Annotated in this window: 22 protein-coding genes; 5 read left to right on the top strand and 17 right to left on the bottom strand. The window is 69.1% G+C overall.

Translation table 11 applies throughout. The features are described from left to right. Positions 1–387 precede the first annotated feature (387 nt). Genes H5T77_RS19960 through H5T77_RS25780 form a run of 10 tightly spaced genes read right to left on the bottom strand, consistent with a single transcriptional unit; the run spans position 388 to position 10,976 of the window. Complete coding sequence (locus H5T77_RS19960; protein WP_292652209.1) at positions 388–891, bottom strand: hypothetical protein; 504 nt, start codon at positions 889–891, stop codon at positions 388–390. Then, positions 888–1,442, bottom strand: a complete 555-nt coding sequence (locus tag H5T77_RS19955) for a hypothetical protein (protein ID WP_292652208.1) — start codon at positions 1,440–1,442, stop codon at positions 888–890. The genes H5T77_RS19960 and H5T77_RS19955 overlap by 4 nt, the downstream gene beginning before the upstream one ends. Positions 1,443–1,474: 32 nt before the next feature. After that, on the bottom strand, positions 1,475–2,614 hold the full coding sequence (locus H5T77_RS19950; protein ID WP_292652206.1) for an MlaD family protein: 1,140 nt from the start codon (positions 2,612–2,614) through the stop codon (positions 1,475–1,477). Next, positions 2,614–3,984 carry an MCE family protein gene (locus tag H5T77_RS19945; protein WP_292652204.1) on the bottom strand — a complete coding sequence of 457 codons (1,371 nt, stop codon included), beginning with the start codon at positions 3,982–3,984 and terminating at the stop codon, positions 2,614–2,616. The genes H5T77_RS19950 and H5T77_RS19945 overlap by 1 nt, the downstream gene beginning before the upstream one ends. Beyond that, positions 3,984–5,030, bottom strand: a complete 1,047-nt coding sequence (locus tag H5T77_RS19940; protein WP_292652203.1) for an MCE family protein — start codon at positions 5,028–5,030, stop codon at positions 3,984–3,986. The genes H5T77_RS19945 and H5T77_RS19940 overlap by 1 nt, the downstream gene beginning before the upstream one ends. Continuing rightward, complete coding sequence (locus tag H5T77_RS19935; RefSeq protein WP_292652201.1) at positions 5,027–6,040, bottom strand: MCE family protein; 1,014 nt, start codon at positions 6,038–6,040, stop codon at positions 5,027–5,029. Before H5T77_RS19935 ends, H5T77_RS19940 begins: the two co-directional genes overlap by 4 nt. After that, the gene (locus tag H5T77_RS19930; RefSeq protein ID WP_292652199.1) at positions 6,040–7,071 is read right to left on the bottom strand and encodes an MCE family protein; all 1,032 of its coding nucleotides are present in this window, start codon (positions 7,069–7,071) and stop codon (positions 6,040–6,042) included. The genes H5T77_RS19935 and H5T77_RS19930 overlap by 1 nt, the downstream gene beginning before the upstream one ends. Beyond that, entirely contained in the window at positions 7,068–8,366 is a 1,299-nt protein-coding gene (locus tag H5T77_RS19925; protein ID WP_292652198.1) for an MCE family protein, read from the bottom strand. Before H5T77_RS19925 ends, H5T77_RS19930 begins: the two co-directional genes overlap by 4 nt. After that, complete coding sequence (locus H5T77_RS19920) at positions 8,363–9,205, bottom strand: MlaE family ABC transporter permease (protein ID WP_292652196.1); 843 nt, start codon at positions 9,203–9,205, stop codon at positions 8,363–8,365. Before H5T77_RS19920 ends, H5T77_RS19925 begins: the two co-directional genes overlap by 4 nt. Before the next feature lies 1 nt (position 9,206). Beyond that, a complete protein-coding gene (locus H5T77_RS25780; protein WP_472850355.1) occupies positions 9,207–10,976 on the bottom strand; it encodes an ABC transporter permease in 1,770 nt (589 codons plus the stop codon). A gap of 288 nt (positions 10,977–11,264) precedes the next feature. Between H5T77_RS25780 and H5T77_RS19905 the strand changes: the two genes are divergently transcribed. The 3 genes from H5T77_RS19905 to H5T77_RS19895 all read left to right on the top strand — a co-directional run bounded on the left by H5T77_RS19905 (position 11,265) and on the right by H5T77_RS19895 (position 15,911). Next, a complete protein-coding gene (locus tag H5T77_RS19905) occupies positions 11,265–12,485 on the top strand; it encodes a PucR family transcriptional regulator (RefSeq protein WP_292652194.1) in 1,221 nt (406 codons plus the stop codon). After that, complete coding sequence (locus tag H5T77_RS19900; protein WP_292652192.1) at positions 12,482–13,519, top strand: HAD family hydrolase; 1,038 nt, start codon at positions 12,482–12,484, stop codon at positions 13,517–13,519. The genes H5T77_RS19905 and H5T77_RS19900 overlap by 4 nt, the downstream gene beginning before the upstream one ends. A 112-nt stretch (positions 13,520–13,631) precedes the next feature. Beyond that, positions 13,632–15,911: a lytic transglycosylase domain-containing protein gene (locus H5T77_RS19895; RefSeq protein ID WP_292652190.1), complete on the top strand. Its 2,280-nt coding sequence runs from the start codon at positions 13,632–13,634 to the stop codon at positions 15,909–15,911. Between the two features lie 106 nt (positions 15,912–16,017). Here the strand turns inward: H5T77_RS19895 and H5T77_RS19890 are convergent, their stop codons facing one another. Further along, positions 16,018–18,237 carry a transglycosylase domain-containing protein gene (locus H5T77_RS19890; protein ID WP_292652189.1) on the bottom strand — a complete coding sequence of 740 codons (2,220 nt, stop codon included), beginning with the start codon at positions 18,235–18,237 and terminating at the stop codon, positions 16,018–16,020. An 88-nt stretch (positions 18,238–18,325) separates the two neighbouring features. On the opposite strand from H5T77_RS19890, the gene H5T77_RS19885 reads away from it, so the two are divergent. Further along, the gene (locus H5T77_RS19885) at positions 18,326–18,817 is read left to right on the top strand and encodes a multinuclear nonheme iron-dependent oxidase (RefSeq protein ID WP_292652187.1); all 492 of its coding nucleotides are present in this window, start codon (positions 18,326–18,328) and stop codon (positions 18,815–18,817) included. On the opposite strand, the gene H5T77_RS19880 is transcribed toward H5T77_RS19885, so the two are convergent. The 6 genes from H5T77_RS19880 to lepB (H5T77_RS19855) all read right to left on the bottom strand — a co-directional run bounded on the left by H5T77_RS19880 (position 18,775) and on the right by lepB (H5T77_RS19855) (position 24,757). Continuing rightward, entirely contained in the window at positions 18,775–19,668 is an 894-nt protein-coding gene (locus H5T77_RS19880; protein ID WP_292652185.1) for an Abi-alpha family protein, read from the bottom strand. The genes H5T77_RS19885 and H5T77_RS19880 overlap by 43 nt on opposite strands. Next, positions 19,665–20,987 carry a DUF445 domain-containing protein gene (locus H5T77_RS19875; protein WP_292652184.1) on the bottom strand — a complete coding sequence of 441 codons (1,323 nt, stop codon included), beginning with the start codon at positions 20,985–20,987 and terminating at the stop codon, positions 19,665–19,667. Before H5T77_RS19875 ends, H5T77_RS19880 begins: the two co-directional genes overlap by 4 nt. Before the next feature lie 81 nt (positions 20,988–21,068). After that, positions 21,069–22,088 (bottom strand): Abi-alpha family protein, encoded by a 1,020-nt coding sequence (locus H5T77_RS19870; protein WP_292652183.1) that lies wholly within the window; start codon positions 22,086–22,088, stop codon positions 21,069–21,071. Next, a complete protein-coding gene (locus tag H5T77_RS19865) occupies positions 22,085–23,404 on the bottom strand; it encodes a DUF445 domain-containing protein (protein ID WP_292652181.1) in 1,320 nt (439 codons plus the stop codon). The genes H5T77_RS19870 and H5T77_RS19865 overlap by 4 nt, the downstream gene beginning before the upstream one ends. A 166-nt stretch (positions 23,405–23,570) precedes the next feature. Further along, the gene (gene lepB, locus H5T77_RS19860; protein ID WP_292652179.1) at positions 23,571–24,146 is read right to left on the bottom strand and encodes a signal peptidase I; all 576 of its coding nucleotides are present in this window, start codon (positions 24,144–24,146) and stop codon (positions 23,571–23,573) included. Then, positions 24,143–24,757 (bottom strand): signal peptidase I, encoded by a 615-nt coding sequence (lepB, locus tag H5T77_RS19855; protein ID WP_292652176.1) that lies wholly within the window; start codon positions 24,755–24,757, stop codon positions 24,143–24,145. The genes lepB (H5T77_RS19860) and lepB (H5T77_RS19855) overlap by 4 nt, the downstream gene beginning before the upstream one ends. A 302-nt stretch (positions 24,758–25,059) precedes the next feature. Here lepB (H5T77_RS19855) and H5T77_RS19850 point away from each other — a divergent pair, with 302 nt between their 5' ends. Then, positions 25,060–25,665, top strand: a complete 606-nt coding sequence (locus tag H5T77_RS19850) for a hypothetical protein (RefSeq protein WP_292652174.1) — start codon at positions 25,060–25,062, stop codon at positions 25,663–25,665. Positions 25,666–25,779: the final 114 nt, after the last annotated feature.

The following is a 25,779-nucleotide window of genomic DNA, read 5'->3' as shown; positions in this document are numbered from 1 at the left end:
AGCTCCAGCTCGAGCTCGTCGGGTTCCTCCTACGACGCCGGCGACAACCGCCACTGGCGCAGCAGCTCCTCCTGCAGCAGCTCGTCCTCCGGTGGCTCGAGCTGCGGCGGAGGCGGCGGCGGCGACGACTGACCCGCCCCTCCCGCCGACCCGGCGCGTCTGCCCCAGATTTTCACGTCGAGTCGGCGCAACTGCCCCACACAGAGCTGCCCAGTCGGCGCAACTGCCCCACTCGGGCGACCGGCTCAACCAGCATCCCGGGACAGACGCGCCGACTAGGCGGCTGAATCTGGGACAGATGCGCCGACTCGACGACAGACCTCGGGACAGATGCGCCGACTCGGCGGCTGGATTTGGGGCAGATGCGCCGAGTCGGCATGAGGAGGGTCAGAAGAGGTCGAGGGCGGTGACCTTCCATTGGCCGTCGACCTTGGCTGCCTCGACGGCGATCTGAGCGGCGGAGATGGACGACTCCTTGTCGGTGGAGCGCTGAGAGGCCTGGTCGAGGAAGACCAGGAGCTCGGCGGAGTCGGCGTCGAGGGACTTGACCGCGGCGACCTGGACCTCGGCGCTGAGCGTGAGCTTCTGGCCGGGCGCCTTCTCCTGGAGCTGCTTGAAGAGGAGGTCGTACTCCTTGCGGGCATCACCCGCCAGGAACTCGTCGGCGGCAGCGGCGGTCGGGCCGGGGTCGGAGAAGTCGTAGGAGAAGACCTGGAGCAGCCCGGTCGAGACGGCCGACTGCACCTCGGCGGTGGCCTCGGCGTCGACGACGGCACGGTTGCCGACGTGGTCGGTCTTCCGCTCCCGGTCGGCCTGCCAGAACGCACCCAGGCCCAGGATCAGGGCGAGCGCGGCGAGGAACGGAGCCCAGCGGCGTACGAAGGTGGTCATGACATGTTCACCGCTACCTGCTCGAGGCTCTCCAGGAGCCAGTCGTCGCCGACCTTGACCAGGTCGGCCGCGAACCTGTTGCGCTTGACAGTCGGCTCGGCGTCCTCGGCGGAGCCCGACCCGTCGCGGACCGTGATCTCGACCGCAGCAATCACGGTCGCGCTGTCGTCGTCGAGCTCGGTGACCGCGGCGTCCATCACCGAGCCGGTCGAGATCTTCTTCTGCTCGGCGAGGACCTTGCGGTCCTCCTCGGTGACACTGGTCAGCTGGTCGTGCAGGGTGCCGGTGGTGACCGCGGCCCAGCCCTTGAGCCCTTCGTCGACCTTGCGGTGGTCGAGCGAGTTGAGGGTCTCGATGTGGCTGGTCGCGACGATCAGCACCCGGTCACGAAGGGCGGCCTCGTCGACCATCTCCTGGTCGTGGCCGCTCGCCCGCCACCAGGCCAGCGCACCCGCGACCAGCACGCACAGGGCCACCAGCGGGAGGGCCCAGGCGAGCACCCGGTCGCGGGTCGACCTGGGCTCTTCTGTGGTCTCGACAAGCTCGACCACCGGCGTCTCCGTTCGACTCTGCGTTGTTGTCCTCATCGCTCCCCCATCAGCCCGGCGAGCGTGGTGGGGACGCTAACCTTCTCCGGCTCGACTGTCTCGGTCTTCGTGGTTTTCGGTACGCCCGTGCAGCCCGCCGCGGTGTTGAACGGCTTGCCCTTGCTCACATCGGTGCCGGCACGCAGGTCGGTGCCCTCGTAGCCGGAGACGCACGGCGGCGGGTTGAAGAACGACGGCATCAGGCTCAGCCGCGGCCCGTTGGAGGTGTTGATCGCCCAGCCGATGCTGACCGCCTCCGGCACGGTCACGAAGGTCGACTCGAGCGCGGCGGCGTTGGTGCCGAAGAGGGTCGCGGGAGTGACCAGGTTGCTCATCAGGATGCCGAGCGGCTGCCCGACGTCCTTGACCAGCAGCGAGATCTCGGTCGCCGCGCCAGGGGCGGCCCCAATGAGGTCGCGCAGGTCCTGGTCGGAGGAGGCGAGCGTCTCGGAGAAGAGCGCGAGGTCGTTGCTCCAGGCCTTGATGCTGGTCGCCGACTCCTCCTGGGTCGCGAGCACCTGGTCGGAGTTGCGGATCAGGCTCGCTGTGACCAGGAAGTTGCGGTCGGCCTCCTTCTGGAACGACAGCGACGTGTCGACCAGCTTCCGCAGGTCGTAGCCGGCTCCCTGGGACAGCAGGTAGGACTCGTCGATCGTCGTCACCAGGGCCTCCTCGGGCACCGAGGCGACGAAGTCGCGGCCGGTCTCGATGACCTGGGAGGCGTCGTACGGCAGCGCCTCCTTCCCGGCGGACAACCGGTCGCCGTCTGAGAGCCGGTCAGAGCCCACCGCGCCGCCGCGGAGGTCGAGATACTGCTCGCCGATGGCCGACCGGTTGGCGACCTTGACCGTCGCGTCCTTCGGGATCGCGGGAGCGTCGCCCTCGATCTCCAGGACCGCACGTACGCCGTCGGCCCCCACCTCCAGGTCGGTCACCTCACCCACCGGCACCCCGCGGTAGGTCACCTCCGAGTTCACGAAGAGCCCGCCGCCCTCGGGCAGCGATACGTCGACGCGATAGGGGTCGTCGAGCAGGTCCAGGCCGACGTAGCGGGCCCCGACATAGCTCGTGCCGACGAGGGCGAGGGCGACGAAGAGGCCGAGCTTGACGCGTACGCCTCCGGTGAGTCGTTGCATCATTCGCTCCCTTCCACGGAGCCGGCGTCAGGGTCTGAGCCGGTTCCGTCGGGCGAGGTCTCGGAGGTCGCCGACTCCGACCCGTCCGGTGACTCGGACGGCGAGGAAGGCGAGGCGGGCGAGGTCGAGGGTGAGGTCGACCCGGAGTCCGACGGCGACGGATCACCCGAGGACGGGTCCGAGGAGGACGAGCCGCCGTCGGAGGGCAGGATCGACTCCCCCGGGATCGACGGCGAGGACGAGCCCGGCACCGGCGAGCTGGTCGACGGCAGCAGTCCCGGAGGGGCGTCCGACGACCTGGACTGGGAGGAGACCGAGCCGCCGGACGCGCCTTCGGTCACCGGCTGCAGCCATTCGCAGCCCTTGGACTGGCAGCCGGCAGGGGTACGGAAGTTCGTGACCATGAACAGGTTCATGTAGTCGCCGCGGATCGCATTGAGCACCTCGTCGGGGAACGGGTAGGTGAAGAGGATCTCCAGCGCGTAGGGCAGGTCGGAGCCGGCCTTGGCGAGCTGGTCGAGGATCGGGTCGAGCAGCTTCAGGTCGGCGACGATGTCGTCCTGGGCCTGGTCGAGGGTGCGGATGGTGACCTTGGATAGCTTGTCGAGCGCCTTCAGCATCGCGATCAGCTGCGGACGCTGGTCCACGAGCACCTGCATCCCGGGCGAGAGCCCCTCCAGCGCACTGGAGATCTTGTCCTTGTCCTTCTCCAGGGTGACCGCGAGCTCGTTGAGCGACTCGATCGCCGACGTGATCGAGCCCGACCGCGAGTCGAGCACCGAGACGAACCGGTTGATCTCCGTCAGGAACGCCTTGATCTCCTCCGGCCGGCCGTCGGAGATCTTCTGCATCTCGCGAGAGATCTCCTGGAACTGCGCGATCCCGCCGCTGTTGAGGACCGTCGACAGCGCTCCGAGCACCTCCTCGACCTGCGCGGCCGCCTCGGTGTCGCCCCGCCCGAGGACCGCGCCATCTCCCAGCGGCGAACCCGCGACCGGCTTGGCGGGGCGGATCAGCGCGATGTACTTCTCGCCGAGCAGCGAGGTCTGCTGCAGCCGCGCCGTGGTGCCGGCGGGAAGCGGGACGTCGTCGCTGACCACCAGCGACACCCGCGCGCTGCGGCCGTTCTCGGTCAACCGGATCTTGGAGACCCGGCCCACGGCGACGTTGTCGACCTTGACGCTGGACTGTGGGACCAGGTCGAGTACGTCGCTGAACTCGGCGCTCAGCGTGATCGGGTCCTTCCCCACGTCGGCGCCGCCGGGCAGCGGCGCCTCGTAGACGCCCCCGCTGACGGCACCCAGTCCGCAGCCGCAGAGGGTCAGGGCGGCGGCAGCGAGGACCGCTGCGGTTCTCACCAGGTTCGTCATCACTGCTCCTCTCCAGCTGCGGAACCGACACCGGGCAGCAGGACCGGTGGCGCGTCCTCGGAGGTCTGGCCGGTGAGGCCGTCACCGGACCAGACGCTCAGCTCGTTCAGGTTGGTGCGACCGACCAGGGTGTTGGATCCCGGGTCGTAGGCGTTGACGAACTTCTGCAGCACCTGCGGGATCGTGGCGACCGCCTCCTCGAGCGACTCGTTCTGGTCGACGAGGACCTGGGTCGGTCCGTGCAGGTTCTCGACGCTCGTCTGCATCACGCCACGGTTGTCCTCGATGAACGACTCCAGCAGCGCGAGCGCCTCGCCGAGGTTGCTGACCGCGGAGGCGAGGTCGTCGCGATCCTCGGCCAGATACTCGGTGACCTGCGCGAACCGGCGGTTGGCGTCCCTGACCCCGTCGTCGTGCCCGAGCAGCGTCTTGTTGAAGGTGTCGAGGTTCTCGACGGTGGCGAAGAAGTCCTGGTCGACGTCGGCCAGGGTCGCGGAGGCGTCGGCACCCTCCCGGATCACCTGGTTGATGTCGGCGCCCTGCCCGTCGAGGTTGGCCGCGATCACCTCCAGGAACCGAGACAGCGCGCCGTTCTGGTTGGCTCCGTCGGGACCGAGCTGCTTGCCGGTCTCGGTCAGCGAGGCGTAGAGGTCGTCGATCTCGACCGGCACGGCGGTCTCCTCGATGACGGTGCCTTCGCGGAGCTCCGGGCCGTCGACGTACGGCTCGGTGAGCTGCACGAAGCGGTCGGAGACGAGCGTCGGCGCGACGATCACGGCCTCGGTGTCGGCCGCGGCGGTCTGGCCGGGGTCGAGCGTCATCGAGACCTTCACGTGCTCACCGACCGGGGTCACCGAGGTCACCTTCCCCACCGGAACGCCGAGGATCTGCACGTCGGAGCCGGGGTAGAGCCCGACGGAGGCCTCGAAGAGCGCGGCGAACGTGGTGCCCTCGCGCCCCTCCCGGACCCCGTACGCAGCAGCCCACCCGAGCACGCCGACGACGGCGACCACGAGGAACCCTGAGATGAATCGACGCAGTCTCATCGCTTCCCTCCCGGCACGCAGTCGCGGGTGACGTCGTTGTCGAGCACCGGCGCGTTGTTCTCGTCGAAGAGGCCGCAGCCGTAGACGTCGATCCAGGGGCCGTTGCTCATCGAGGCGCCGACGACGCGGTAGTAGGCGCCGATCTGGGAGAGCGCCTTGTCGAGGTGGTCCTGGTTGCGCTGCAGGATCACCGCCACCTGGTCGAGCTTCTCGAGCGCCGGCCGGAGCCGCTTCTGGTTGTCCTCGACCAGTCCGCTGACCTGCTTGGCGAGGTCGTCGGTGTAGGTGAGCATCTGGTGGATCGCCTGCCGGCGCGCGGCCAGCTCCTCGAGCAGCTTGTCGCCGTCCTCGATCAGGAGCCCGATCTCCTCGTTGCGCTCGGCGAGGGTGCCGGTGACGGTCGTCGTGGTCTTCAACAGCTCGGCCAGCTCCTGGTCTCGCGAGGAGATGGTTCGGGAGAGCCGGGTGAGACCGGAGACCATGCCGCGTACGTCCTCGGGGGTGTCCTCGAAGACGTCCGAGAGGGCGTGCATCGACTCCTCGACCTGGGCCATGTCGATCTCACCGACGGTCGTGGACAGATCGGAGAAGGCGGCGTTGACGTCGTAGGGGGTGGTGGTCCGGGAGACCGGGATCGGCTCGCGGAGATCTCCAGAGCCGCCCGGGTCCAGGGCGAGGAACTTGCGCCCGAGCAGGGTCTTCACCTTGATCGACGCGGTGGTCTGCGAGCCGAGCGTGACGTCCTTGGCGCGGAACCTGATCAGCACCTTGTCACCGTCGAGCTCGAGGGCGGACACCTCGCCGACCTTCACCCCGGCGACCCGCGCCTCGTCGCCGGGACGCAGCCCGGCGGCCTCGGCGAAGTAGGCCTCGTAGGTCTCGCCACCACCGACGACGGGAAGGTCCTCGGCGTTGAACGTGGCGAGGAAGACGCCGGTCATGGCGACAATCCCGATCACCGCGATGACGCTCTTGTTGCGTTCGGCGAACGACTTCGGATAGCGGGCCATCATTGGCACCTTCCTGCCGGCGAGTCCACACCGAGGTCGCCGTAGTAGCCCTCGGGTTTCGGGATCCGCCCGTCGATGGAGCAGATGTAGAAGTTGAGCCAGCCGCCGTAGGTGGCCATCCGGCCGATCTCGTCGGTCTTCTGGGGCATCGTGGTCATGAACTTCGTCAGGACCTCCTCGTTCTCGGCGAGGTTCCCCGAGAGGGCGCCGAGGGAGTCGATCGAGTCGCGCAGCGGCTTGCGACCCTCCTCCAGCAGCCCGGTCACGCTCTGGGAGAGCTCGCCCATCCCCTCGATCGTCGAGCCGAGGGTCTTGCGGTCCGCGGCCAGCCCGGAGACCAGCCGCTGCAGCGTCACCAGGGTGGTGTCGAGCATCCCGGTGCGCTCGCTGACCACCTCGAGGACCGAGTTGAGGTTGGTGATCAGGTCGCCGATCACCTGGTCCCGGTCGGCGAGGGTCGAGGTCAGCGAGGCCGTCGAGGAGAGCAGCGACTCGACCGTCGCCCCCTCGCCCTGGAAGACCGCGATGATCTGGGCACTGAGGTTGTTGACGTCCTCGGGGTCGAGGAACTTGAACAGCGGCTGGAAGCCGTTGAAGAGCATCGTCAGGTCCAGCGCCGGCCGGGTCTCGTCGAGCGCGAACGTGTAGCCGGCCCGCAACGGGTCGCCGCCCGGGGAGCCCGGCTCGAGGGCGATGTAGCGCTGCCCGATCAGGTTGCGGAACCGCAGCTCCGCCCGGGTCCCTTCGACCATCGGCGCCGACTCGGCTGCGGTGAAGACGACCTCGGCGGTGTCGTTGTGCCGCAGCCCGATGGACTGCACGGTGCCGATCTTCACCCCTGCCATCCGCACGTCGTCGCCCTTCTTGAGGCTGGTCGCGTCGGTGAACAGCGCCGTGAACGTACGCCCCGACGAGGTGGTCCCGTTGGAGATCGTCGTCGCCAGCGCCGCCATCGCCAGGACCGTCACCAGCGCGAAGACCACCGACTTGGTGAGCGTCACCGCAACCGAGCCGCCACTACCGCTTCTCATCGCACGATCACCTCCGTGCCTCGCAGGGTCGGGCCGAGCAGCAGGCTCGACCAGGTCGGATACTCATCAGGTGCCATGCCTTCCGCTGGTGCCATCACCTCGGCGATCAGCTGGTTCTCGCCCTTGGAGTTCTGCTCGCCCAGCCCCGTGGTCGCACCGAAGGTGCGCACCCGGTCCGTCGGCGGCGCCTCGATCTGCTCGACCGTGTCCGCCGTGTCCGCCGTGTCCGCCGTTCCGGTGACCGCCGGCTGGCTGCCGGTCCGGCCGGTGACGTACGGGCAGCGCGGGCCGCCGGTGCGCAGCTTCGGGACGTAGCCGGGGCGATAGGGCTGCCTGATGTCGGAGACGCTGACCAGCGCGTGGATGCCCTGTTCGTCGGTCCCCTTGCCGAGGTTCTTGGCCATCGCCGGCGCGTAGTCGCGCAGCGCGCTGAACAGGCAGGGGAAGGACGAGGCGTACGGGCTGACCGCGCGCAGCGCGTCGCGCGAGGTGTCGGAGAGCACCACGATCGTCTCCCGGTTGCGCTCGAGCCACCGGTCGGTGTCCGACGCCGTCGTGGTCACCGAACGGAACGTCTCGGCGAGCTGTCTCTGCTGGTCGACCAGGGTGCTCGCGGTGATCGTCATGGTGTCCAGCGCGTCCAGCAGGTCCGGCGCCGCCTCCTCGAAGTGGCCCGCGACCCGTCCCAGCGAGGCCAGGTCGTCGGTCAGCTGCGGCACCAGCGGGTTGAGCCTCTGCAGGTAGTCTGCCCATGCCGAGAAGACCTCGCCGATGTCGTCGCCGTTGTCGCGCAGCATCGTGGCCAGCTCGCTCAGCGTCGCGTTGAGCTTGTGCGGCTGGATCGCCTTCAGGACCGGGAGCAGCTCGTCGAGCACCTGCTCCAGCTCGACCGCCTCGTCGGAGCGGTCCTGCTCGATGACGCCTCCTGCCTCCAGCTCCGGCCCGCCCGACGTGGGCTGCAGGGCGACGTAGCGCTCGCCGAAGAGGGTCTTGGGCAGCAGGCGGGCGGTGGTGTCGGTCGTCAGGTCGGAGAGGGCCTCCGGCTCCAGCGCCAGCGTCAGCTCGGCGCCGCCCTCGCGGGCCGAGACGGTGCGGACGGTGCCGACCGGCACCCCGCGCAGCTTGACGTCGGAGCCCTCCTGGAGGGCGTTACCGAGGGTGCCTGTGGTCAGCGTGACCTCGGAGCGGTCCACGAAGGTCTGGTCGTAGGCGAGCCAGGCGCCGAGCCCCACCGCGGCCACCACGGCCAGGTAGCACAGACCGAGGAACGCATCACGAACTCTCGAGAGGCTCATCCGGCGATCCTCACTGTCGTCGTCGCGCCCCACATCGCCATCGACAGCGCCAGGTCGAGCAGCGCGACGACCACGATGGTCCGGCGCACCGAGCGTCCGACCGCGATCCCGACCCCGGAGGGCCCGCCGCTGGCGTAGAAGCCCAGCCGGCAGTGGATCAGGATGATCAGGATCGAGAAGATCAGCACCTTGCCGAACGAGAGCAGGATGTCGATGGGCGGCAGGAAGAGCTGGAAGTAGTGGTCGTACGTCCCCGCCGACTGTCCGTGGAAGTAGACCGTCACCAGTCGCGAGCCGGCGTAGGAGGTCAGCAGCCCGACGACGTAGAGCGGGATGATCGCGACGAAGCCGGCGACCACCCGGGTGGAGACGAGGTAGGGGATCGTGCCGAGCCCCATCACCTTGACCGCGTCGATCTCCTCGTTGATCCGCATCGCGCCGAGCTGGGCGGTGAACCCGGCCCCGACGGTCGCCGACATCGCCAGCGCCGCCACCAGCGGGGCGATCTCGCGGGTGTTGAAGTAGGCGGAGATGAACCCGTTGAGGGTCGAGGTGCCGATCTGGTCGAGCGCGGCGTACCCCTGCATGCCGACGACCGTGCCGACGAAGATGCTCATCCCCGTCATCACCCCGATCGTGCCGCCGATGACCGCGAGCGCGCCGGTGCCGAACGAGACCTCGGAGAGGATCCGAAGGATCTCGCGCGGGTAGTTCTTGATCGCCGACGGGATGCCGACCAGCACCTTGCCGTAGAACCGGATGTCCCGGCCGCTCTGCACCAGCCCGTCGAGCGAGCGGTCCAACCGCGACCGCTTCTTCACCACAGCGACGGTCGCCATCTCAGGCACCCTTTCCAGGAACGAGCTCGAGATAGAGCATGGTGATCACGGTGTTGACGAAGAAGAGCAGCATGAAGGTGACGACGACCGACTGGTTGACCGCTTCGCCCACCCCCTTCGGCCCGGGCTTGGTGTTGAGCCCGCAGTACGCGGCGACGAGACCGGCGATGAGCCCGAAGAGGACCGCCTTGATCTCGCCCACCCACAGGTCGGAGAGCTGGGCGAGGGCGGTGAAGGAGGAGAGGTACGCCCCGGGCGTACCGCCCTGGATGATGACGTTGAAGAAGTAGCCGCCCAGGACGCCGACGACGCTGACCAGGCCGTTGAGCAGCACCGCCGCGAGCACGCAGGCGAGGACGCGTGGCACGACGAGCGCTTGGATCGGGTCGACCGCGATCACTCGCATCGCGTCGATCTCGTCTCGGATCGTCCGTGATCCCAGATCGGCACAGATCGCCGCCCCGCCCGCCCCCGCGATGACCAGCGACGTCACGATCGGCGCGGCCTGTTGCACGACGGCGAGGACGGAGGCGGCTCCGGTGAAGGACTGCGCCCCGATCTGCACCGTCAGCGTGCCGAGCTGCAGCGCGATCACCGCTCCGAAGGGGATCGCGACCAGCATCGCCGGGATCCAGGAGACGGAGGTGACGAACCAGAACTGGTCGAGCAGCTCGCGGGCCGCGAACGGTCTCCGGAAGGCGGCCCGGAAGGTGTCCAGACCCAGCGCGAAGAGCGCCCCGACATTGTCGAGGGCCCGGCTGACCGGGTCCTTCGTCTTGACCGCCGCCGGCGCTCGGTCCACGTCGTCGTCATCGGCGGTGTAGAGCGCTGCGGCTCCGCTCGCGACCCGGTCCGCGTGTCGCCCCGCCCCTTCGCGGGGCATGCCGCTGGCCGGGGCGAGCTGGCGGGGCAGCACCTCGATGGCGCGGGCGCCGGCACGCACCGTCGCCACTCCCCCAGCGGGGTAGTAGGCCTGGCCCTCGACGTAGTCGTCGTTGACGCCGTGGTCGGTCTCCTCGCTCATCCCGATCGGCCCGATCGGGTCGCCGCTCATGAACTGCGAGACGACCGGGTGGTCGGTGAGCAGGAACTCCTCCCGCGGGCCGTACATCACCAGCCGGCGCCGGTAGAGCATGCCGAGGTTGTCCGGGAGCGTACGCGCCAGCTCGATGTTGTGGGTGACCACCAGCATCGTGGCGTCGGTGGCGGCGTTGACGTCGACCAGGAGCTGGGCGAGGTTGGCCGTACGCACCGGGTCGAGCCCCGAGTCGGGCTCGTCGCACAGGATGATCGAGGGCTCGGTGACCAGCGATCGGGCCAGGCCGGCGCGCTTGCGCATCCCGCCGGAGATCTCGCCGGGCAGCTTGTGCTCCTGGCCCATCAGTCCGACCAGGTCGAGCTTGTCGTTCGTGATCTGCTTGATCTCCGACTCGCGCTTCTTGGTGTGGGCCCGCAGCGGGAACGCGACGTTGTCGAAGACGCTCATCGAGCCGAACAGCGCGCCGTCCTGGAAGAGCACACCGAACCGCTTGCGCAGCTCCTGGCGCTGGGACTCGCGCGCCTTGACCATGTCGACGCCGTCGACCAGGCAGATCCCGGCCTCGGGCCGCAACAGGCCCATCAGCGATTTCAGGAACACCGACTTGCCGGTGCCCGAGGGGCCCAGCAGTGCGGTGATCTCGCCCTGGGGCAGCGTGAGGGTCACGTCGCTCCAGATGTTCTGGGACCCGAAGCTCTTCGTGAGCCCGGTGACCTCCACGGTGCCGCCCATCGCGGACCTCCCTGTTTCTGCCGATGTGGGGTGCGTCAACGATCGGACAGTACGTGTGGCCCCGGTCACACGGGAGAGATAAATCGATCAAGGGTCAAATCAGTGGCCTGATTTGTCATGCGCATGACAAATCAGCCCGGCAGAAGCCCGGCGCACCTACCCCGTTCTGCCGCACGGCGGCACAGTCGTACCGAATTTCAAGGGCAGGCAAGGCAAAGGCGTGCCATGGTGGTCGATACCGTCTCGGGTTTGTTGGACGAAGGAGCATGACGTGCAGCGGAGCACGATATGACGCAGACCCAGCGGTCTCCCGGTCTCCCCGGGTCGGCTGTGTGGATGCTGAAGAGCCTGGAGAGCGAGGTGCGGCCGATCGCCCTCCAGATCACCCGTCACCTGCGCGAGAGCCTGCCCGCTGAGACCGAGGGCTTCGACGAGCTCATCTTCACCGCCGTGCACGGCGCGATGTCGCACTTCATCGATCTCGGCCTCGGGCGGGCCGCGCCCTACACCGCGATCAACGACCACTTCCGCAAGGTCGGCTTCCGGGTCGCTGCTCTCGGTGAGGCCCGGGCCATCGTCGACGGGGGCATCGACATGGCCACCACCGAGCTCTGGGACGAGCTGCGCCGCCGAGCGGTCGAGAACGAGCTCTCCGCGGCCGCGCTGAATGCGCTCAACGAGATGATGACGACGTACGTCGACCACCTGACCGCGCAGGTCACAGCCGGGTTCGAGGCCGGCACCGAGGCGCGCGACCAGGACAACGACGTCGCCCGAGCGCGGCTGATCGACCGCATGCTGTCGGGCGCCTCCGCCGCCGAGATGGAGGTGCAGGCGGCGCTGGGCGAGTGGGACCTGCCCGAGAAGGTGACGGTCATGGCGGTCGAGCTGCGAGACGGCGGCCGGATCGCCGCCGACGCCCTGTCCGCCACCGCCCTCACCCGCCGCCGTGAGCCCACCCAGGTGGTGATCTGCCCGCCTCACGACGCCGCAATCATCACCAAACAGGTGCGGGCGGCCGCGGGGCCGAAGTCCAGGGTCTCGGTCTGCTGGCCGGTGCCGCCCGAGGACGTTCCCGCCGCCTGGCGGTGGGCCAACCGGGCCCTGGCGCTGGTCAACGCCAGGGTCATCCCGGCCAAACCGGTCATCGACTGCCTCGCCTACCGCACCGAGATCTGGCTCCACGCCGAGCCGGTGATGCGCCGTCAGCTCGCCCAGGAACTGCTCGAGCCGCTCCTGGCGGAGTCGGAGAACTCCCGCGAGATCCTCACCGAGACCCTGCTGGTCTGGCTCGAGACCCGGGAGAGCGCGCCGGCGATCGCGGCCGTGCTCGGGGTGCACCCACAGACGATCCGCTATCGCTGGAAGCGGATCAACGAGCTCTTCGGTGAGTCTCTGCGCGACCCCGAGTTCGTCACCCAGCTCCTCCTGCTGCTCAAGGCGAGCGTGCCGCTCTGGGTCGCCGGCGACCAGAGCGACTTCGACCGCTACCAGCAGCAGACCGGATGATCTCGGGGGTGATCTCGATGGTGCTGGAGCTGGTCGTTCTCGCGGTCGGGGCGCTGGCGGCGTACGTCCTGGGGTCGCGGTTTCCACGCGTCGTCGCAGGCTGGGTCGGGCGTCGCTCCGGGATCGAGGCGGTGCCCGGTCCCGCGTGGGCGTCGGCCGCGAAGGTCGACGCGGTCGTGCTCGACCGGTGGGGCACGGTGACGAGCGGCAGGCTGAAGGTGACCACGATCGACCCGCTGGACCCTGACCACGTCCGCAACCTCCGCTGGTTCGCGGGTGCGCTGGAGCACGAGGCCGAGGGGCGGCTGGCCCGGGCGATCGCCCGGCTCTCGCCCCGGGGCAAGGTCAGCGGCTTCGAGGAGGTGCCGGGCTGTGGCGTGCAGGGCTCGGTCGACCGGCATCCGGTACGCGTCGGACGGCCCGCCTGGGTCGGCATGGCCGAGCGCAACGACCTCGGCGTGGTCGTCGGGGTCGAGCTGGACGGGCGACCGCTGGGCTACCTCGTCGTCGGCGACGAGCCCCGCGAGGATGCGCGGACGGCGATCTCCCGGCTCTCCGCGCTCGGGGTCACCCCGGTGCTGGTCTCCGACGACATCGCCCGCAACACCGAGCACCTGGCCGAGGCGTGCGGGATCGAACGCTGTCATCCCGAGATCGCGCCCGAGAAGCGCGCCCGGCTCGTCGCCGAGCTCCAGGAGCAGGGGCACGTGGTGGCCTTCGTGAGCTCTCGCCCGGAGGACGCCGAGGCGCAGGCCACGGCCGACCTGGCGGTGGGCGGCGACGGCGGCGTACGCCTGCAGGATCTCGACGTCGGCCGGATCACCGCCCTGCTCTCCACGGCACGCGGGGTGGTCGCGGGGTCTCGGCTCGCCAGGCCGCTCGGGCCGGTGCCCGCGCTGGTCGGCCTGGGGCTGGCGATGCTCGGCCTCGGGTCGGTGGTGGTCGCGGCGATCTGTGCGCTGCTGTGCCTGGTGATGGCCGCCGTGGTGGGGGCGGTCAGCGTGATGCGGGCCGGAAACTTGTCACCTACGTGAGTAATTTCGGCCCGAGTCTGCTCAGACCTCGCTGAAAGCATTGTGGCGGGGCTCACATCCGTGGCTGGATCGGTGTCGTCGATCTGTGCCCCACCCGAGGATGTGACCGAGGATGACCCCACGAGCCGGTCTGTTCGTCAAGGTCGCGGCCGTGCCCGTGGCCGCCGCGACCGCCGCCTGGACGATCCATGCGATCCAGGACCCCCGACCCCTCGACGCCTCGGCCGAAGTGGCTCGTGTGCCCGTCGTCGACGTGCCGGTGCAGGAGCTGCTGCCGCCGGTGAGCGTCTCCGCGGTCAAGCCTCTTCCGAAGGTGACCCCGACGCTCGCGGCCAAGCCTGCCGGGTTCGCCGCGAACGCCGCGGCCGGCCTCATCCCCGACGTGGCGCTCGCGGCCTACCAGCGATCGACCTCCGTGCTCGCCGACGCCGACCCGGGCTGCGGGCTCGACTGGTCGCTCGTGGCCGCCATCGGCCGGGTCGAGTCCGACCACGGCCGGGCCGGCGGCAACACGCTGTCCGCCACCGGGGTCGCGACGCCGGGTATCTACGGTGTCGCGCTCACCGGGGCTGCCGGGACGGCCCGGATCATGGACACCGACGGTGGGGCGTACGACCGCGACCTGACCTACGACCGCGCCGTCGGGCCGATGCAGTTCATCCCCTCGACCTGGTCCGAGGTCGGGGTGGACGCCGACTCCGACGGTCGCCGCGACCCGCAGGACGTCGACGACGCCGCACTCGCGGCCGCGGTCTACCTGTGCTCGGGCTCGGCCGACCTGTCCACCGAGGCCGGGCAGCGCACGGCGGTGCTGCGCTACAACCGCAGCGGCGCGTACGCCTCGGCCGTCCTGCAGATCGCCGAGGGCTATCGGCTCGGCACCTTCGAGGCACCGACCGGTGTCGTCCTGCCCGCCGCGCAGATCCCCGCCTCCGATCCGGATCCGCTCTCCGGCGCCTCGCCCAGCGCCCAGCCGCCCCGGCGCTCCCCGGGTGGCTCCCCCTCTGGCGGGAAGGGCACCGGTACGCCTGGTGGCTCGAACACGCCCTCCGCACCCGCACCCTCGGGCTCACCGTCCCCCGGCGGCGGAGGATCAGTCGTCCCGTCGCCCACCCCGGACCCGGATCCGTCCGGCTCTCCCACGGACTCTCCGACGGAAGACCCGACCGAGACCCCGACCGAGACCCCCACCGAGACCCCCACCGAGACCCCACGGACACGCCCACCGAGGACCCGACCCCGACCGACGCTCCTACCGAGGAGCCGACCGAGGAGCCGACCGAGAGCGAGTCCGCGACCGAGTCCGCCGGCTCGGAGGGCTCCGCCGGCCCCTCCTGAGACTCGGCCCCCAGCGTGTTGGCCTCGGCACGCACGTCCGCGCTCGGCTCGACCATCCCTCCTCTGCCGGTCGAGCCGTCGGCTCAGCCCTTGCGGAACGTGGCGAGGCCAACACTCCTCGGTTGGGCTAAATCGCGTTACAACCCCACCCGGTACAGGCACACTGGTGGCGCGGCCGGACCCACCACCAGGAGCTGCCCCCATGCTGACCGATAACGACCGACTCGTCGCTCATGTCGCGCGACTCGGCGAGGAACACCCGCCGATCCCGATGGACTCCGTCGACTTCACCGTCAACGACCCGGCCGGCTTCGGAGACCGTTTCGGTCACGTCCTCGACTACATGGCGCGCGTCGAGCTCGAGGTCGACCGCAACGTACTCGAGATCTCCACGATGCTCCCCAACCCGCCCGAGGTGGACAAACGGTTCTACGCCGACGTGTGGCAGCCGCAGGAGATCCAGCACGGCCTGATCCTCGACCGGCTGCAGCAGATCGTCGGCCGACCGCCGGCGACCACCGACCTCGACCATGTAAGTCTGAAGCTGAAGGTGCTCGGCCTGCTGGCCCACCTGGAGCCGTTCCAGGACGTCTGCCGGATGCTCTACTACCTGACCGGGATGGCCACCGAGCGCTCCGCCGTGATCGCCTACAACCTGCTCCACGACGGAGTCATCGAGAGCGGAGAGCGGGCCGTCGCCGAGACGGTCATCGCGCCGATCAAGCGTCAGGAGCCGGGCCACTACGCCTTCTACCAGCTCTCCGCCCGCTCCCTCTGGGCCACGCTCTCGGCCTGGCAGAAGTGGCTGGTCCGGCGAATGCGCCGGATCTCCTTCGCACCGGTCGGGGTCAACAACGTGGCCCAGCTGGCCGACTTCGGCGACATCATGGAGACCCTCGGCGTCGACCACGAAGGCCGTGACCTCGCCGCCGACGTCGCCCGCGTCGAGCAGGAGCTCCTCTGGGCACGCGACCGCGGCCTGCCCGTCCCCGACTACGTCACCCGCGCCTTCCGCGAGGCCGTCGAGGCGGCTCGGGTGCGCGCGGCTGCCTGAATGCTCACCGAGGTAACTCGGTCAGCAGTCACCTACATCGTGGAACTCCACGAAGTAGGTGGGCATCCACCGAGTTACCTCGGTGAACATCCACCCATCACCTGCGTCACTTCGACACGAGCATCTCGACCGTCGCACCCTTGATCGCCCGGCCGCCCGGGACAGTCCCGACGACGGTTCCCCGCTTCGAGCGTGACTTCACCCGCTTGCCGACGACCGGCTTGAACCCGGCCGACTTGAGCCGGGCGGTGGCCTTGGCGACCGAGAGCCCCTCGACCTTCGGGATCTTGATGCCCTTGCCGTTGACGACGGCGGCGCCGGGCCGTACGAAGTTGGCGGAGCCGATCTTGTTGTCGACCGCCCGCATCGCGTCGGCCCACATCGGGCCGGCGAGACCAGAGCCCGACGCCGAGGTGACGTAGCCGCCGCGGAGGCGCTGCCCGTTGAGGGTGACCCACTTGCCCTCGTAGTTGGCACCGGCGATCATCGAAGCGGTCGCGAGCTTCGGGGTGTAGCCGTTGAACCAGACCGCGCGGTTCTCGTTGGTGGTGCCGGTCTTGCCGGCGGACGGCACGCTGAGTGCGAGCTTCTGCCCGAACCCGCCCGGCTGCAGCACGCCGCGGAGGATGTCGTTCATGGCGTCGGCCGTACTCGGCCGCAACACCTGCTCGCAGGAGGAGGCGTACTCCTTCATCGTCTTCCCGTCAGGGCCGATGATCGCGGTCACCGGCCGCGAGTCGCAGTGCTTGCCGCGGGCGCCGAACGTCGCGTACGCCTCGGCCATCTCCAACGGGGACACATCGACCGGTCCGAGGGTGAAGGACGGCACCCGCTCGTGGGCGGGATCGGTCAGGCTGACGCCCATCTTCTTCGCGAGCGTGTAGGGGGCACAGACGCCGGTGAACTGCTCGAGCCGGACGTAGAAGGTGTTCACCGACTCCCGGGTGCCGGTGTAGAGGTTCTTGTTGCCCGAGGTGGTCGAGTTGCCGACCGGGTAGGGGTTCGCGCTGAACTTGCCCTGTCCGGGGCAGTTGGCGAAGGACGCCTGGTTGAACGTCTTCTTGGGCGGCGACGGGATCTCCTGCCGGAGCGGGAAGCCCTTCTCGATCGCCGCGGCGCCGACGAAGACCTTGAACGTCGAGCCCGCCTGGAAGCCGTTGGCGTCGCCGAACTCCCTCGGCACCAGATAGTTCAGGTAGGACTCGCCCTTCTTGCGGTTCTCCCCCATCGGCCGCGACTGCGCGAGCGCCTTGACATGGCCGGTGCCGGGCTCGACCATCGCCAGCGCGCCGACAGCGTTGTCGGTCGGCGAGACACGGCGGCTCACCGACCGTTGCGCCGCCTTCTGGAAGCTCGAGTCCAGGGACGTCTTGATCGTCAGGCCGCCGGTCTGCAGCAGCCGCCAGCGCTCGGCCTCGGTCTCGCCGAGCGACTTGTCGGTGAGCAGCCACTGCAGCGCGTAGTCGCAGAAGAACTCCGCCGACGACCCGAAGCAGCCGTTGCGGCTGTTCTGCACGTCGAGCCCGAGCTCGCTCTCCTTGAGCTTCTCGGCATCGGCCCGCGGGAGGTCGCCGACCTGGGCCAGCCGCTCGAGCACCAGGTTGCGTCGAGCCACGGTCGCGTCGGGGTAGTCGGTCGGGTCGTAGCCGGTGGGGTTCTTGACCATCCCGGCGAGCATCGAGGCCTGACCCCAGGTCAGATCGGCGGCGTCGACGCCGAAGTAGTGCTTCGCGGCCGCCTGCACGCCGTAGGCGGAGTCACCGAAGTAGGCCGCGTTGAGGTAGCGCTCGAGGATCCAGTCCTTGTCGTGGTGATCCTCGAGCCAGATCGCATAGCGGAGCTCGCGGATCTTGCGCGCCGTGGACTTCTCGGTCGCGGCGGCTCGCTCCGCGTCGGTGTCGGCGCCGTAGACGAGCGTGGTCTTGACCAGCTGCTGGGTGATGGACGAACCGCCCTGCACCGAGCCCGACTCCGAGGCCGAGTTGCGCAGTAGCGCCCGCAGCGTGCCCTTGAGATCCATCGCGCCGTGCTCGTAGAAGCGGGTGTCCTCGATCGCGAGCAGCGCCTTCGGCATGTTGGGCGAGATCTCGTCGAGCGCCTTGTAGGACCGGTTCTGGTCGTAGAGGGTCGTGATCACCTTGCCGTCCGCGTCCAGGATGCGAGTCGTCTGCGACAGCTCGCCCATGTCGATGTCGAGCGGCAGATCGTTCATCGCCTCGACCCCCGACTTGGCCGCGACCCCGGTCAGGTGGACGAACGGGATCGCCATCCCGGAGGCGACCAGGCCCGTCACCGCGGCGACACCGATGAAAGCCGCGAACCGCATCACGACGCGATGAAACGGCAGGGAACGAACGACTTTGCGGGCCAAGATGGGGGCTCCTACCCGGGCCTCGAGCCAGGACCGGCGAGGGTTGCGAAACGATCGGAGAACAGGTGTTTCAGGATACCGGAAAGCCCAACACCGGCCGCGGTCGGAGAACACCGCACCGGCGCAGGTCCCGCAGTCGCTCACCGATCTCGGCGTCCCGGTCATCGCCCACGGCGTCACCCTCGGCCTGGCCGGCGCCGACCGTCCCGCCACGGACCGCCTCACCCGGCTGGCCGAGCTCGCCGAGGTCCTGGACAGCCCGTTCGTCTCCGAGCACGTCGCGTTCGTGCGGGCGAGCGACTCCCCCGACCCGCTGCACGGCGACGTCCTCGAAGCCCGTCATCTGCTGCCCCCGCCGGTGCTGTCGCTGCTCGCAACCGCGGTCGAGGCGTACGCCGGGCGCCCGCTGCCCGGGGTCATGCTCGAACGCGACACCGACGTGTCACCGCAGACCGTCGACCCCGAGTTCACCAAGCTGACCGAGGCGGTCGGTCAGGCCTTCGGCAGGTCCGCCCCGCCGGTCACCGGCGCCTGATGCTCCGGGTAGGCCGACTCGGCCGAGCCCTCGTCGACCAGCGTGGTGCGGCCGAAGGCCTCGCCGAACGGCGTCAGGTGCACGGAGCGGCGCACGATCTTGGCGAACTTCACCGAGCGAAGCGCGTCCAGCACGTCGGGCTGCGCCTCGAGGACCTGGTATTCCAGCGGGTCGGGCAGCGGCTCCTTGGAGAACCACACCAACCCGAGCCGGAACAGGTTGTTCAGGTAGGCCGGCACCCGCTCCGGATAACGCACGCCGCTGCGGCCGGCGATCATGTTCAGCCCGGGAGCGATCATGGTGCTGCCGACAAGCCCGGACGGCCCGCCGGTGCGGATGTCGACCGACGGCTGCGGCCCCGCCTGGAGCAGATAGAGCAGCATCCGCGCCTCGTCAGGCGCGAGCTCGTCGAGGATCCGAGCGTACGCAGGATGCCCCTGCTCGTCGGCCCAGACGTCGCGGGAGCGGTCGAGCAGGTCGGCTCCGCGGCGGCGCAGCACCGGCAGGGAGTCCTCGGACGTCTCGGTCTCCCGCGTGCGGGCGAGCACGACATCGTGACCGGCCGTCTCGTAGTCGGATACGGAGAGCTCCATCGCCGGACTCGACCCGGACCGGATGATCCGGGCGGCGGTGCCGGCGACGATCCCCACGGCCTCGGCCGTCTCGCGGACCAACCCGTCGCGTACGTCCTGGTCGACCACCGCCCGCGCGACCCGGAAGCCGGCGCGGCTGGAGGTGCGCAGCCCCCACCCGGCCGTGTGCCAGGCAGCGCCTGCCGCCACCCGCGCCAGGCCGGGAGCGGTGCCGGCCACAGCGGAGGCGGTCGGTACGACCTTGCCCAAGAGACTCATGTCGGAAAGATTAGAAGGTGCAGGAAGCCGCCCGCGAGCCCCATGATTGCGCCATGGGCGTAGAGCATCCATTCGTCCTCCTTGATCGCTGACCTCATCATGTCCACGAAGTCACCCGGCGGGAGCTCCTTGGTGCGCCGCGCGACCAGGTCGCGGATCTTGTCCGCCTGGTGACGGCTGAAACCGGGATCACGGAACGGCACCAGCGTACGATCCGCCGCCTCGGTGGCGACCGAGGTGCTGATCCGGTCGAACCGCTCCGACCCGAGTGCGATCCGGACCGCGCCGCGGTAGGGCCCCGCGGCCCGGTCGACAGCGGGCATCAGGGCGTTGATCAGCAGCTTCCTGGTGGCGTCGCCGCGGGGACCGTCGAGCAGAAAGTCGCCGATGCGCTCCAGCGTGATCACGTCGGTGGCGATGATGTCGGCGTAGACCTCCGCGGCCTGCGCCTGGCGGCGCGGGAAGAGACCCTGCACCTTGATCCCCATGACGCGCCGAGACTCGGCGGGCTCGAAGATCAGCCACATGCCGAGCAGGTTGGTCACCCAACCGACGATCACGCCCATCACGGGCAGCAGCCACCAGATGTGGAAGGTCTGGTCGATCAGCGCCACCGGGATGCCGAGCAGGAACCCGAAGATGAACCCGAAGGCGACCATCAGGTTGAGCTCGCGCTGACCGAAGTCGCGGAAGATCCTGACCACGAGGGCAGGGTTGTTGCGGAAGTGGTCGATGACCATCAGCTTCGGGTCGAGAAGCTGGTTGATGTGCACGCCGATGTCGTCGGTGACCTTGTGCACGATCGAGGGGAGCTGCGCCTGCACCCGAACGGTGATCGCTTCCTTGACCGCCCGCGGCAGGTCGCGCCAGAGCCGGGGATGCTCGCGCATCATGATCTGGTCGACGAGCTCGGGCACCTCCGGCCGGAAGGTCTCCACGATGTGCGTGGCGATCTCCGAGGGGCCGAGCTGCTGGTAGAAGTCACTAGGGGTGCCGAGCTTGGCGATCGCCTTGTCGACGGCGATCGAGCCCATCTTCGCGGCCCGGGCCGGGATGATGCCCTGCCAGCCGAGCCCGCCCTGGGCGAAGCCCGGGACCTCCTGCAGCTTGTGCGGCAGCACCCTGGTCAGCTCGCGCAGCCCTGGGACCTGGAACCCCTTGAAGCTGAGCGGGGAGAAGAGCATCCACAGGCCCGACCAGTTGATCAGCCAGCCGATCACCCCGGTGAAGATCGGGATGGTGATCAGCGAGAGCCAATGGACGTGGGCAGCCCAGTCCTCGAACCAGCTGGCCAGCGATTCCTGCCACTCCGGCGACATTCGATCTCCTTCCGCCAGAGTTCCAGACCGTCGGTATGCGTACCCTACCCACAGGCGAACGCACACACCCCGAAGCGTCTGCTATTCGGTTGACGCTTCCGTCGCCGCACTCGGCGGAATCTCGTGGCTCGGCAGCCGGTGGAGATCCTCGGCATCGGCGAAGCAGGCCCGAGCGAAGTCCTGTCCGAACGGGGTCAGGTGGATCGAGCGCCGCTTGATCCGGGCGGAACCCGTGGAATGACAAGCCTCGAGTACGTCGGGCTGTGCCTCGACCACCTGATAGCGGATCAGCTCGCTGACCGGCTCCTCGGACTGCCACACCAGCCCGAGCCGGCTCAGGTTGTTGAGGTACTGCGGAACCAGCGACGGATAGCGCACGCTGGCCTGCGCGCCGATCATCGTCAGACCCCGGGCGATCATCCGTGATCCGCGCAGGTGGCCGATCAGGCCGCCCTCGACCACGTCGACGGCCGGCTGCGGGCCACCCTTGAGCATCAGCACCAGGATGCGGGCCTCGTCGGGAGCCAGCTCGTCGAGGATGCTGACGAAGGCCGGATGGCGCTCGTTCTCGTCCCATACGTCGCGCGAGCGGCGCAGCAGCTCCTCGCCGCTCCGCCGCAGCCGGTCGGCTCCGGCACCGGGAGCGGCACCGTTGACCCGCGCGGCACGACCCTCCATCGCCGCCTTCGCGTTCTCGGCCGCCGGGAGCGCGAAACGCTCCAGCAGACCGGTGACCGGGTTGCCCGTCGCGACCCGCTTCGCGAGACCGGTCACCTGGCGGGCGCCGGACGCCACGTCGTCGGTGAGCCGCACCGCCTCGTTGGGATCGACGACCGCCTTCGCCACTCGGCCCACCCCACGGGCGTACGTCCTCAGGCCCCACCCTGCGGTGTGGGCCACCGTCACCGCCGAGATCCTGAGCAGACCCGGGAGAACGTCGGTGGCCTCGTCGAGAAGACCGCCGCTCGGCGCGGGCGTGGGCAGGCGATGCATCCCCTCGCGGCCCTGCACGAGCTCCTCGGTCGGCTCGATCGAAGAGGTGACAGCGTCGCCCGCCGGTCGACGGGCCGCTGGCTCGGTGTTGATGTGCAGGGCGCTCACAACACGTTCCACCATTCGAAGACTGCCACGTGCAGAAACCCGCCCGCCAGCCCCATGATCGCCCCGTGGGCGTAGAGCAGCCACTCGTCCTCCTTGATCGCCGCTCTCATCATCTCAACGAAGGTCTTCGGAGGTAGGGCCCGACACCGTTCGGCGATCAGCCGGCGGATGTTGCACGACTGCTGCTGGCTGAAGGCGGCGTCGCGCAGCGGGGTCAGGGTGTATTCGACCGCGTGCTCGGCGACCGAGGACCGGATCGCGTCGAACCTCTTGGTCCCGACCGCGACCCGGACCGCGCCATGGGCCGGTCCCACCGCCGCGTTGACCGCCGGCTCGAGGGCAGCGGCCAGCATCTGACGGGTGCGGTCGCCGGAGGGCCCGTTGAGGAGGTGCTCGCCGATGTGCTCGAGCGTGATCACGTCGTTGGCGATGTGCTTGCCGTAGACGTCGGACGCCTGCCACTGCCGCCGCGCGAAGAGCGCCTGGATCTTGATCGGGCCGATCCGCCTGGGCTCGGCGGGCTCGAAGATGAGCAGCATGCCGAGCAGGTTGGTCGTCCAGCCCACCAGCACACCGAGGATCGGCAGCAGCCACCAGATGTGGAAGGCCTGGTCGACGACGGCGACCGGGATGCCGAGCAGGAACCCGAAGACCGCGCCGAAGATCACCATCATCCGCAGCTCGCGGGCACCGAAGTCCTTGAAGATCCGCACGATGATCGAGGGATCCTTCTCGAAGTTCTCGATCACCATGAGCTTCGGGTCGAAGAGCTGGTCGATGTGGTTGCCGATCTCGACCGTCACGTCGCCGACGACCTCCGGGAGCCGGGCCTGGACCCGCTCGATCACCGTCGCGCGCAGCGGGCGTGGCAGGTCGCGCCAGAATCGCGAGTGCTCGCGCCACATGATCTCGTCGACCAGGAACGGGATCTCGGGACGGAAGACATCGACGATGTGGGCGGCGATCTTGTCCGGCTCGAGCTGCTCGTAGAAGTCGCGAGCCGTCGCCATCTGCGACAGCGCCCGGTCGACGGCGATCGAGCCCATCTTCGCGGCCCGCGCCGGCACGATCCCCTGCCAGCCCAGACCACCGCGCAGGATGCCCGGGATCTCCTGGATCTTGCGGGGCAGCGACCCGGCAATCTGCTCGAGCCCCGGCACGGTGACACCGTGAAAGCGGATCGGGGCGAAGAGCATCCACAGCCCCGACCAGTTGATGAGCCAGCCGATCACCGCGGTGAAGACGGGGACCGACCAGAACTCGAACCAGTTGAACTCGCCTAGCAGGGTCAACCCTGCCGAAATGGTGTTAGACACAAGACCTGACCTTCATTCCTCATCCACGAGACCGCCCCAGGTGCAAACGGTGTCGTGGTCTCCCTGGCGCGAAGGCTAGTCCACCGTTTGACATCTGGGGGCAAAATGTCCACCGATCGCCTTGATATCGATCCAAAGGCCCGGCGAACAGATGCGTCGCGCGTCGTTACCGCGCTGAGCCAGGTTCGACGGGAGCAAGTCGTACGTCACCGGCGATAGCGCCGTTCCGTCCGAGGGGAAACATTCGGAAGACCACCCTGCCATGGACGGCCTCGGCATCGACGAAACCGAAGCTGCGCGAGTCGGTGGAGGCACCCAAGTTGTCACCGAGGAGCCAGTAGGCGTCCTCTGGGACGGTCAGCCATTCCAGCTCGGCACCAGGCTCGGCCGACCAGGCAGGGTTCTCGACCATGTAGGTCCCCTCCTCGCCCGCGGGCCGGACCAGAACTTGCGCGTCACCGGACACCGATACCCGGTCACCAGGCATCCCGATCACCCGTTTGAGGATCCGGGCGGCACCGCCGGACACAGCGCTCGGGGCATCTGCCTCGACGACGTCGAAGCGCTCGATCTCGTCACGGGTCCAGACCTCGAGGAACATCCGGTCACCGTCGCGCAGCGTCGGCTCCATGCTGGTGCCGTCGACGGTGACGGAGAAGGCCAGCGCGACGACGATCAGGACGAGCGCAGCGAAGACCGCGATCCCGGCACCGACGCCGCTCGCCGCGAGGACCTTTCTCATGGCCGTACGCCCAGGCCGGCGACAGGCTCCGCCACCGCGACCAGCTCGAGGCCACCGTCGCCGAGCCTGCCGAACGAGCCGGCCGGGAGCAACCGCAGCCACGGCTTGCCGGAGACGTCTGCGATCTGCAGGAAGCCGAACGCGCGAGAGTCGGTCGAGCCGCCCCAGTTGTCCCCAAGGACCCACAGGGAACCATCCGGGACCGTCGCCCACCCCGCGGACCCCGCATCGCCGTCGTACGTTCCTTCGCGGTCGCAGCACATGCCGACCTCGTCCCCGATCCGGGTCGGCCAGGCAGGGTTGTCGACTCGGTAGACGCCGGCGGACCCAGCAGGCCTCACGTAGACCACCGGCGTCTCGCCGCCGACGATCGCAACCCGGTCACCCGCCATCCCGATCACCCGCTTGACCATCTGGGTGCCGCCGCCGAAGCGCGCCGGCCCCGGCTGGGCGCCCTGGACCAGGTCGAAGCGTTCGATGTCGTCGTTGTGCAGCGGGTCGAGCAGGATCCGGTCACCGGAGGACATCGCCGGCCGCATGCTGCGCCCCTTGACCGTGAAGGAGCCGAAGAGCGCGGCGACGACCACGGTCATGACCAGCAGAAACGCCACCAGCGCGACCCATCCGACAGCTGTTGCCGCAGTGCCGCGTTCGTCAGCGACGCGACCCTTCGGAGGATGTCCGAACACAACCAGACTCCCTTTCGCCCAGATCGACGACGGCAGGGTCAAACCTATTCATAGGCACCCTTTCGACGTAGACATCTACGGACAAATTGTCCAGATTTCCTTGACCATAGCAGGTGGCGCCCGTCACAGTTTGTGATGCCGCCCAGGGTATTCGGACCTGCGGGCGGTGCACTTTTCTCGGATTCATCAGCCCGTGAGGGACGGGTTCCAACGAGGGAGCACATATGAACAAGATGGGGCATACCAGTCTCGGCCGCTTCGCGGCCGTGACGCTGCCGGCGGCGGTCGTCTCCGCCGGCATGGGTTACGCGATGCTGTCCGGCATGGTCGGGGCGGTCATCTCGTCCGCCGGCGGTTTCGACATGAGCACCAACCTGACCGCAGACGCGCTGAAGATGCGCACCGGCGCCACGGAGATCGGCTCCGCCGGCAACAACCAGGGCACGATCTACGCTCAGACCGAGGGCTCCGTCGCCAACGGGCTCAACGTCGTGACGCCCAAGGTCGAGGTGCTCCCGGGTCTGAGCCTCAACCTGGGGATCACCTCGACCGACCCGGCGATCGACCTGGGCGACGTGGCGCTGAACGCTGCCTCGCTCAACACGCCGAGCGGCGCCACCATGGCCAACGTCACCCTGGGCCAGTCGCAGGCTGACGCCGGGTTCGCCCCCGGCGGTCCCGGCTACGTGGCGGACGGCTTCGCGCTCCAGGCAGCGCAGACCTCCGGCCAGAGCGGCGAGCAGGTGCTGAACAACCTGTCGGCGAAGGCGTACGCAGTCCAGCTCAGCTCGCTGAGCCTCGACAACCTGTCGATCACGCTCAACCCGTAGCACTCCACCTCATCAGTCCGCAGCCGTTGGCGGGCCGTCCCGAGCGCCCCCCAACACCACAGCCCCGCCCCCCCCGAGAACCCCAAGCCAGACAAAACCCCCAACCACACCCAA

Origin of the sequence: Nocardioides sp. (assembly GCF_014360585.1) — a bacterium.
GTDB lineage: Bacteria > Actinomycetota > Actinomycetes > Propionibacteriales > Nocardioidaceae > Nocardioides.
The sequence above is the reverse complement of the archived record's forward strand: the minus strand, read 5'-3'. Positions and strand labels throughout refer to the sequence as shown.

Bases quoted from the DNA above. Each gene is read 5' to 3' on its own strand.
- H5T77_RS19940 (WP_292652203.1), bottom strand. From the start codon at position 5,030: ATGAGACTGCGTCGATTCATCTCAGGGTTCCTCGTGGTCGCCGTCGTC.
- H5T77_RS19950 (WP_292652206.1), bottom strand. From the start codon at position 2,614: ATGCAACGACTCACCGGAGGCGTACGCGTCAAGCTCGGCCTCTTCGTC.
- H5T77_RS25780 (WP_472850355.1), bottom strand. From the start codon at position 10,976: ATGGGCGGCACCGTGGAGGTCACCGGGCTCACGAAGAGCTTCGGGTCC.
- H5T77_RS19850 (WP_292652174.1), top strand. From the start codon at position 25,060: ATGAACAAGATGGGGCATACCAGTCTCGGCCGCTTCGCGGCCGTGACG.
- H5T77_RS19875 (WP_292652184.1), bottom strand. From the start codon at position 20,987: ATGTCGCCGGAGTGGCAGGAATCGCTGGCCAGCTGGTTCGAGGACTGG.
- H5T77_RS19935 (WP_292652201.1), bottom strand. From the start codon at position 6,040: ATGGCCCGCTATCCGAAGTCGTTCGCCGAACGCAACAAGAGCGTCATC.
- H5T77_RS19900 (WP_292652192.1), top strand. From the start codon at position 12,482: ATGATCTCGGGGGTGATCTCGATGGTGCTGGAGCTGGTCGTTCTCGCG.
- H5T77_RS19925 (WP_292652198.1), bottom strand. From the start codon at position 8,366: ATGAGCCTCTCGAGAGTTCGTGATGCGTTCCTCGGTCTGTGCTACCTG.
- H5T77_RS19945 (WP_292652204.1), bottom strand. From the start codon at position 3,984: ATGACGAACCTGGTGAGAACCGCAGCGGTCCTCGCTGCCGCCGCCCTG.
- H5T77_RS19920 (WP_292652196.1), bottom strand. From the start codon at position 9,205: ATGGCGACCGTCGCTGTGGTGAAGAAGCGGTCGCGGTTGGACCGCTCG.
- H5T77_RS19890 (WP_292652189.1), bottom strand. From the start codon at position 18,237: ATGCGGTTCGCGGCTTTCATCGGTGTCGCCGCGGTGACGGGCCTGGTC.
- H5T77_RS19880 (WP_292652185.1), bottom strand. From the start codon at position 19,668: ATGAGTCTCTTGGGCAAGGTCGTACCGACCGCCTCCGCTGTGGCCGGC.
- H5T77_RS19930 (WP_292652199.1), bottom strand. From the start codon at position 7,071: ATGAGAAGCGGTAGTGGCGGCTCGGTTGCGGTGACGCTCACCAAGTCG.
- H5T77_RS19905 (WP_292652194.1), top strand. From the start codon at position 11,265: ATGACGCAGACCCAGCGGTCTCCCGGTCTCCCCGGGTCGGCTGTGTGG.
- H5T77_RS19960 (WP_292652209.1), bottom strand. From the start codon at position 891: ATGACCACCTTCGTACGCCGCTGGGCTCCGTTCCTCGCCGCGCTCGCC.
- H5T77_RS19895 (WP_292652190.1), top strand. From the start codon at position 13,632: ATGACCCCACGAGCCGGTCTGTTCGTCAAGGTCGCGGCCGTGCCCGTG.
- lepB (WP_292652179.1), bottom strand. From the start codon at position 24,146: ATGAGAAAGGTCCTCGCGGCGAGCGGCGTCGGTGCCGGGATCGCGGTC.